The sequence below is a fragment of the Salinisphaera japonica YTM-1 genome (genome assembly GCF_003788585.1).
GTDB classification, from domain to species: domain Bacteria; phylum Pseudomonadota; class Gammaproteobacteria; order Nevskiales; family Salinisphaeraceae; genus Salinisphaera; species Salinisphaera japonica.
Genome location: NZ_AYKG01000018.1, coordinates 47525 through 53524, shown reverse-complemented (window position 1 = coordinate 53524; position 6000 = coordinate 47525). Strand labels below are relative to the sequence as shown.

General features: G+C 62.1%; 7 protein-coding genes. 2 read left to right on the top strand and 5 right to left on the bottom strand.

Annotated elements, in window-relative coordinates; genetic code table 11:
- Nucleotides 1-166 precede the first annotated feature (166 nt).
- Both erpA and argC read right to left on the bottom strand, forming a co-directional pair.
- Complete coding sequence (erpA, locus tag SAJA_RS07110; RefSeq protein WP_123657977.1) at nt 167-541, bottom strand: iron-sulfur cluster insertion protein ErpA; 375 nt, start codon at nt 539-541, stop codon at nt 167-169.
- A gap of 138 nt (nt 542-679) precedes the next feature.
- On the bottom strand, nt 680-1726 hold the full coding sequence (gene argC, locus SAJA_RS07105) for an N-acetyl-gamma-glutamyl-phosphate reductase (RefSeq protein ID WP_123657976.1): 1047 nt from the start codon (nt 1724-1726) through the stop codon (nt 680-682).
- Nucleotides 1727-1800: 74 nt separating this feature from the next.
- On the opposite strand from argC, the gene SAJA_RS07100 reads away from it, so the two are divergent.
- The gene (locus SAJA_RS07100) at nt 1801-3678 is read left to right on the top strand and encodes a chloride channel protein (RefSeq protein ID WP_123657975.1); all 1878 of its coding nucleotides are present in this window, start codon (nt 1801-1803) and stop codon (nt 3676-3678) included.
- Between the two features lie 91 nt (nt 3679-3769).
- Nucleotides 3770-4195 carry a CopD family protein gene (locus SAJA_RS07095; RefSeq protein WP_123657974.1) on the top strand — a complete coding sequence of 142 codons (426 nt, stop codon included), beginning with the start codon at nt 3770-3772 and terminating at the stop codon, nt 4193-4195.
- A gap of 85 nt (nt 4196-4280) precedes the next feature.
- On the opposite strand, the gene bfr is transcribed toward SAJA_RS07095, so the two are convergent.
- From bfr to SAJA_RS07080, 3 genes are all read right to left on the bottom strand, one after another.
- Nucleotides 4281-4790, bottom strand: a complete 510-nt coding sequence (gene bfr / locus SAJA_RS07090; RefSeq protein WP_123657973.1) for a bacterioferritin — start codon at nt 4788-4790, stop codon at nt 4281-4283.
- Nucleotides 4791-4862: 72 nt separating this feature from the next.
- Nucleotides 4863-5111: a (2Fe-2S)-binding protein gene (locus SAJA_RS07085; protein ID WP_123657972.1), complete on the bottom strand. Its 249-nt coding sequence runs from the start codon at nt 5109-5111 to the stop codon at nt 4863-4865.
- Nucleotides 5112-5508: 397 nt separating this feature from the next.
- Complete coding sequence (locus SAJA_RS07080; RefSeq protein WP_123657971.1) at nt 5509-5991, bottom strand: RNA pyrophosphohydrolase; 483 nt, start codon at nt 5989-5991, stop codon at nt 5509-5511.
- Nucleotides 5992-6000 lie beyond the last annotated feature (9 nt).

Genomic DNA, 6000 nt, shown 5'->3' with positions numbered 1-6000 from the left:
GAGTTGCCGCAGCCGCAAGTCGTTGTGGCGTTGGGGTTACGGATCACGAACTGCGCCGCGCATTCGCGCGGGCTTTGCTGGCGCAAAGCTTTTGGGATTATTTGTCACCCCTATTCGCCTGCGGCGAATCGTCCCCTCAAGGGGACGAAGGCGCGCAGGTCGGCTTTTATACCGCGAACGAGTTACCGCAGCCGCAAGTCGTTGTGGCGTTGGGGTTACGGATCACGAACTGCGCGCCTTCGACCCCATCCGAAAAATCGATTTCGGCGCCCATGAGGTAGAGCACGCTCATGGGGTCGACGAGCAGGGACACGCCTTGTTTTTCGATCAGGGTGTCGCCGTCTTCGACGTTTTCATCGAAGGTAAAGCCGTACTGGAAGCCGGAACACCCACCGCCCGAGACAAATACCCGCAACTTGAGCGCGTCATTGGCCTCGTCTTCGAGGAGTTCCTTGACCTTCAGCGCGGCCGCGTCGGTAAACACCAGGGCATCGTCCTGGGCATCGGCGGTCGTTGTTTCAGTGACTTCGGTAGTGCTCATAAGCGTTGTTCCTGTCGAACCCGCGACTGTTCATCATACGACATGGGGGGCATCAGCGTTTCATGCAATACAAACGTTACGTGTTGTGCCACATCGCGACAGTCGGTGTCGGGTCTGTCGGCCCGTTGGGTCATTGTCTCACGGGATCGGGGCGATCTGTGTCAACGCCGTGGTTTCGTCGATCCCGATCATGAGGTTGAAGTTCTGTACCGCCTGGCCGGCCGCGCCCTTGACCAGGTTGTCGATGGTCGACAACACGACGGCCTGAGCCCCGTCTTGTGGCCGGTGAACAGCGATACGACACTGATTGGTGGCGCGCACGTGCCGGGTCTCCGGCGTCTGGCCCGCGGCCAGCACGGACACGAACGGCTCATCGGCATAGGCGTTTTCATACAGCGCCTGCAGATCATGTTCGTTGCTTGTCAGCTGGCCATAGAGCGTGGCGTGAATGCCACGAATCATGGGCACCAGATGCGGCACGAACGTCAGCCCGATGGGCTTATCCGCGCTCATCTGGCCCAGCATCTGCTCGATTTCCGGCAGATGGCGATGGCCAGCCACACCGTAGGCCTTGAAGGAATCGGCCATTTCGGCATAGAGAAAACCCGGCTTCAGGCTCTTGCCCGCCCCGGATACGCCGGTCTTGGCATCTGCAATCAGGCGCTCGGTATCGACGATACCGGCCTTTAAAAGCGGCATGAAGCCCAGCAAGACAGCCGTGGGATAGCAGCCGGGACAAGCCACCAGATCAGCATTGGCGATTGCCGCACGGCCGGTCAATTCCGGCAGGCCATAGACCGCTCGCTCGATCAGCTCGGGCGCCACATGTTCGGCGTTGTACCAGCGCGCCCAGAGTGCGGGATCACGCAGGCGAAAATCAGCCGAGAGATCAATCACGCGCACGCCGGCTGCCAGCAGCGCCGGCACATCGTGCATGGCCGCGGCATGCGGCGTGGCAAAGAAGACGACATCGCAACGCGACAGTGTCTCCACGCTCGGCGCTTCGAAGACAAGATCGGTCAGGCCGTCGAGTTGTGGATACGCGCTGGCCACGGGCGTACCGGCTTCACCGCGTGACGTGACCACCGTGATCTCAGCCTGCGGGTGATGGCTCAGCAGGCGCAGCAGTTCGGCGCCTGCATAGCCGGTGCCGCCGACGATTCCGATGCGTTGGGTGCCTGTCATGAGGCTAGACCTGTTTCGTTGCCAGTACCACGCGCATACTACACGCGAGATATTGGCAACCCCAGACCCGCCCCATGTCCAAACGCGACCATATGCGACGCCGCCTGGCTGCCCAGTGGTCACGGGCGGTCGAGCGTTGGCGCGGCCAGCTGGCGGATGTCGAGAACACGCCCGGGCTTGGCCTGCTTTGTGTACTGGGCGGGCTGACGGGCGCGCTATCGGGCGGCGTGATTCTGCTGCTCTACGGCGCGATTCAGGGCATCCGGCTGCCGATATTCGCGTTGTTCGGCAACGCCGGCGGCACGTTTGTCAGCGCCGACCTGGCCGTGCGCCTGGCCGTGCCGCTTGTGGGCGCTCTGCTACTGGGTCTAATCGTTGAATGGTGGCTCAAGTCGCTGGAAAACGGCATCGTTCATATCATCGAGCGGCTGATGTATTACCAGGGCTATCTGCCGCTCAAGGCCGCGGTGATCGACCTGGCGGGGTCGGCGTTCGCGATCGCCACCGGGCAATCGGTGGGCCGCGAAGGCACGGCCGCGCACAGCGGGGCCTATGTCGGGAGCTGGCTGGCACGGCGTCTTGCCCTGCCCAACAACAGCGTGCGCACGCTGGTGGGCTGCGGCACGGCCGCCGGTATCGCGGCCTCGTTCAACACCCCGCTGGCCGCGGTCATCTTCGCCATGGAAGTGGTGATGATGGAATACACGATCGCCGGTTTTGCCCCGATCATTCTGGCAGCCGTAACGGGCTCGCTGGTCACACTCGATCTGCCCAACCTGCACCCACAGCTGACCGGCGCGGCAGAAAACTTTCATGCCGTGGAATTGCCGGTCATGACCTTGATGGGCGCGGTCTTCGGCGCGCTGGGCGGCGGCTTCGTGCGGGCTGCCGGCGCGCTGGGCCCGGCACTTTCAAATATCCGGGTCAGTCTGCGCATGGCGCTGGCCGGTTTGGTGACAGGCTTGCTGGCAGCGGTTTTCCCCGAAATCATGGGCCTGGGCTTCGAGACCGTGAACCAGGCCCTGGCCGGGCAGTTCTTCGTCGGGGCGGCCTTTGGTATCGGCATCGCCAAGCTCGTCGCCACGTTGATGGCCGTGGCCGTGGCCATGCCCGGCGGGATCATCCTGCCCATGTTCGTGACCGGGGCCGCGCTGGGCAGCGCCTGGGGCAGTGCCGCGGCCCAGCACCTGGGCCTGCCGATCAGCGAGAGCGGGCTGTATGCTCTGCTGGGGATCGGCGCGCTCATGGCCTCGGTGTTACAGGCCCCGCTGTCGGCCCTGGTCGCCCTGCTGGAACTTTCCGGCCAGACGACGATCGTGGTCCCGGGCATGCTCGTGATCATCACCGCGCTGGTGATTTCGCGCCGCGTGGCGGTCTCGGACTCGATCTTCCGGCTGCTGCTGCGCCGTCGCGGCCTGGATTATCGCAATGACCCGGTATCGCAATATCTGCGTCGGGCCAGCGTACTCACCACCATGAATCGTAAATTCCGTGTCCTGGACGCCCAGACCACCTACGCCACGGTCTCGCGCGCGCTGGCGGCCAAGATCGATTGGTTGCTGATCCGCCCCGAGGAGGGCCGACTGCAGCTCATGCGCCCCGACGAGCTTGGGCGCGCCCTGGCCGAGCGCGCCCATCGCAGTGAACAGGCAGCCGGCGAGGCACCGGCTGACATGACGAAGACCGATAAACAAAAGACCGACAAGACCCGAGAGGAGCTGCTGGCAGCGTTCGCCCCTGACGATGCCATTGATCTGATGGATATCCCGGCCCATCGCGCCGATACCTTCTCGATCGATGTGCGCGCCAGTCTGCAAGAGGCCTATGATCAGTTCGAGTCCACCGAGGCCGAGGCTCTGATCGTACAGCGCAACAGCGCGCTGACCGGCCGCAAACCCATTCCCTACGGCATTCTCACCCCGGCCACTGTGGCCGCGACGTATCGGCGCTAGCCGCACGCCGGTACGTCTGGCCCGGGCTGGGTACAATACCGTGCATTAATCATCCCAGCCCGCTTGCCGGGTTCGATAAGAGAGACAAGTCATGTATCTATGGGTCAAGGCTTTTCACGTGATCTTCATGGTGGCCTGGTTCGCCGGGCTGTTCTATCTGCCGCGGCTGTTCGTCTACCACGCCGAGGCGAGCGACACCGTGGGGCGCGAGCGCTTCAAGATCATGGAGAAACGGCTCTCGATCCTGATGTCGATCGCGGCCGTGGCCACTATCGTCTTCGGCATCTGGCTGATCGGCATGCTGGGCTGGGGCTGGTTCATGAACACCGGCTGGATTCACGCCAAGATCCTGCTCGTGGTGCTGTTGCTGGGCTTTCACGGCTGGTGCCAGATCCAGGTCAAGAAATTCCGCGAAGACCGGGCCAGCGGCTCGGCCGGCTATTTCCGCCTGATGAACGAAGTGCCCACATTCTTTCTCGTGGCCATCGTGGTGCTGGCGATCGTCAAACCGTTCTGATTGACCGCCGCGCCTGAAAAAAAGCCCGTCGCCTGGCAACAGGCGACGGGCTTTTTTATCCCGGATTATCGCCTGACAGGCCCGGTCATTTCTCGGGGTTGCCGGTTTCCGGAATCTGGTTGATATCGGCACCGGTCTGCGACTGCAGATAGTTGTGCTCGCCCATCGATTCCATCAGGCCAAGCTGGGTTTCGATGTAGTCGATATGCTCTTCTTCGTCGGACAGAATCTCAACGAACAGATCACGCGTGCCGTAGTCGCCGGCCTCTTCACAGACCTTGACCGCGGCCTTGTAGTGCGCGTGGCCCTCGTATTCCGCGGCCAGATCGCATTCGAGCATTTCCTTGGGGTGCTCGCCGATGCGTAGCCGGCCCAGATCCTGCAGGTTGGGCAGCGCATCGAGAAACAGAATACGCTGGATGAATCGATCGGCGTGCTGCATTTCCTCGATCGATTCGTTGTACTCGTGCTTGCCGAGTTCGAAAAAGCCCATGTCTTCGTAGATACGGGCATGCAGGAAATACTGGTTGATCGCGGTCAGCTCCAGCTTGAGCGCTTCCTGCAGATGCTTGATGACGTTAGCGTCGCCTTTCATAAGGGGTCCTGTTCGGCCGGCGGATTCCCGCCCAGATTAGCCGAGCCCGGCGAGGACAACAATCAGGCAGCGCTAACCGGCGACGGCCACCGGTTCGGTCAGCTCATCGTCGCGGGTGACAGGCACGCGTTGCCCAGCCTGTTCCTGGCGCGCGTTCTGTTGGCGACACTGCGTCAACACATCCTTGGCACAGGGCGCACAGCGGCCACAACAGCCGGCCACACCCAGCTTTTCGCGTAGTGCGCGCATGCTGCAGGCGCCGTCGCAGTAGGCTTTGCGAATCTGGCAGTCCGTGACCGCGTTACAGATACAGACATACATAAGCTGACCTCCGACGGCAGTACACTCTGAATGCGAATGATTGTCAACTACCGTCGTGCCGACTCAGTTTCATACTGTCATTGGCCGCTGTCAATATCGGACTGGGGCGTCGCGTCACAAGGTGAGGCCGCGCATCGGGGGCCAAGCCGCAACAAGACAAGTCATCGCGAGTGAGGCGTGATCATTCCACGTGAGTGAGCGAGCCAGGCAGATGAAACATAACGCCGGATTGCTGTAGCTCGGCCACCGGCTCATCGTTATGTTCTGGGGGTTGCTCGCGCGGAATGTGCCATGCCACTGGCAGCCCGTGAGCGTGGCCCGTCACACTCGCCGGCCCGCGCTTTGCCCAACGCACCCGGCGCGGGCAATGCGAGGCCATATCTCATGACGACACGCCCTAGGTCGGTGTCTCTTCCAGGCAGGTCGCCAGTTCGTCCAGCGCGCGGCGATAGACATGACGCTTGAAGAAAACGACCTCGCTGATCGGGTGCCAGTAATCGACCCAGCGATACCCATCGAACTCGGGTTTGGCCGAGGCATCAAAACGCACACAAGACTCGTCGGCAACAAGCTGCAGCATGAACCACTTCTGCTTCTGGCCGATGCAAAGCGGCTGACTGTGGCGCCGGATATAGCGCTTGGGCAGCCGATAACGCAGCCAGTTGCGCGTGCTGCCGATGATTTCGACGTGCTCCGGGCGCAGCCCGACCTCTTCCTCCAGCTCCCGATAGAGCGCTGCCTCAGGATGCTCTCCGCGACGGATGCCACCCTGAGGAAACTGCCAGGATTGCTGCCCAATACGCTTGGCCCAGAACACCTGACCTGAAGGATTGCTCAGGATGATGCCGACATTGGCGCGGTATCCTTGTGCATCGATCACGTTGATACC

Excerpts from the sequence above, each read along its gene's own strand:
- erpA (WP_123657977.1), bottom strand. The coding sequence starts at position 541 with ATGAGCACTACCGAAGTCACTGAAACAACGACCGCCGATGCCCAGGAC.
- argC (WP_123657976.1), bottom strand. The coding sequence starts at position 1,726 with ATGACAGGCACCCAACGCATCGGAATCGTCGGCGGCACCGGCTATGCA.
- SAJA_RS07100 (WP_123657975.1), top strand. The coding sequence starts at position 1,801 with ATGTCCAAACGCGACCATATGCGACGCCGCCTGGCTGCCCAGTGGTCA.
- SAJA_RS07095 (WP_123657974.1), top strand. The coding sequence starts at position 3,770 with ATGTATCTATGGGTCAAGGCTTTTCACGTGATCTTCATGGTGGCCTGG.
- bfr (WP_123657973.1), bottom strand. The coding sequence starts at position 4,790 with ATGAAAGGCGACGCTAACGTCATCAAGCATCTGCAGGAAGCGCTCAAG.
- SAJA_RS07085 (WP_123657972.1), bottom strand. The coding sequence starts at position 5,111 with ATGTATGTCTGTATCTGTAACGCGGTCACGGACTGCCAGATTCGCAAA.